This window comes from Arthrobacter sp. CC3 (genome assembly GCF_039907775.1).
Classification (GTDB): domain Bacteria; phylum Actinomycetota; class Actinomycetes; order Actinomycetales; family Micrococcaceae; genus Arthrobacter.
On the sequence record NZ_JARCCY010000097.1, the window covers coordinates 1 to 1461 of the forward strand.

Here is a 1461-nt window from a genome sequence, read left to right on the forward strand (position 1 = left end):
CGGCTTCAGCATTCGACGACGTTGACGGCGAGGCCGCCCATCGCGGTTTCCTTGTATTTGGAGGACATGTCCTTGCCGGTCTCGCGCATGGTCACGATCACCTCGTCCAGGGACACCCGGTGCGTCCCGTCACCCCAGAGCGCCATCTTCGCGGCGTTGATCGCCTTCGCAGCCGCGATCGCGTTCCGCTCAATACACGGGATCTGCACCAGACCGCCGATCGGATCACACGTCAGCCCGAGGTTGTGCTCCATCGCGATCTCCGCCGCGTTCTCCACCTGCTGGGGCGTGCCGCCCATGACCTCCGCCAACCCGGCAGCGGCCATCGAGGACGCCGAACCCACCTCGCCCTGGCAACCCACCTCCGCCCCCGAAATCGAGGCCTGCTCCTTGTACAACACCCCGACCGCACCAGCGGCCAGCAGGAACTTCACCACCACATCATCCCGGTCCGCCTGCGTGGCCTGATCCATCCCCGGCGCGAAATGCAGCGCGTAATACAACACCGCCGGAATGATCCCGGCCGCCCCGTTCGTCGGCGCCGTGACCACCCGCCCGCCCGAAGCGTTCTCCTCATTGACCGCCAGCGCGATCAGGTTCACCCACTCCTGCCAGTACTTCGGATCCCGGTACTCCGGATCCTGCCGGCCCGCATCCTGGTCCCGGGTCTCCTTCAGCAAACGCTCATGCCAGTCCGGAGCCCGGCGCCGGACCTTCAAACCTCCCGGCAACAACCCCTCACGCTTCAACGACACCGCCACACACTCCTCCATCACCGAGTAAATGTGCAGCAGCCCCGCCCGGATCTCCTCCTCGGACCGGGACGCCCGCTCGTTCACGAACATGATCTCCCCGATGGACAAACCCTTGGACTGGCACCGGCCCAGCAACTCCGCCGCCGTACGGAACGGCAACGGCAGCTCCTTCTTCGACTCCTCCAGCTCCTGCTGCGCCGCGTCCTCCTCACCCTCACGGACAATAAACCCGCCGCCCACCGAGAAAAACGTCGCCACATGCAGCACCTCACCGGCGCCATCCGTGACCGTAAACGTCATCCCGTTCGTATGCCGCGGCAGGACCGTCAACGGCCGCAACACCATATCCTTCACCCCGTACTCCAGGGCCACCCCGCCACCATCAACAGCACCGGCCAGCCGCAGCTTCCCGGACTCCGCGATCGCCGCCAGCCGCTCCTCCACCTCCGCCGGCAGGATCTTCTCCGGATGGAAACCCTCCAACCCCAGCAGGATCGCCGTCATCGTCCCATGACCATGCCCGGTCGCGGCGAGCGAGCCATACAAATCCACCCGCAACCCCGCCACCCTCGCCAGGTCACCGGAGGACCGAAGCTCTTCGGCGAACACCGCCGCAGCACGCATCGGACCCACCGTATGCGAACTCGACGGCCCAATCCCGATGGAAAAAAGATCAAACACACCAACAGCCATGGCCGGGGTTCCT

The 1461-nt window shown here is 65.6% G+C and carries 1 protein-coding gene; it reads right to left on the reverse strand.

Features of this window, described 5'->3' with window-relative positions; genetic code table 11:
- Window positions 1-5: 5 nt before the first annotated feature.
- Window positions 6-1448, reverse strand: a complete 1443-nt coding sequence (locus PV761_RS24125; RefSeq protein ID WP_347900041.1) for an L-serine ammonia-lyase — start codon at window positions 1446-1448, stop codon at window positions 6-8.
- Window positions 1449-1461 lie beyond the last annotated feature (13 nt).

Excerpts from the sequence above, each read along its gene's own strand:
- PV761_RS24125 (WP_347900041.1), bottom strand. The coding sequence starts at position 1,448 with ATGGCTGTTGGTGTGTTTGATCTTTTTTCCATCGGGATTGGGCCGTCG.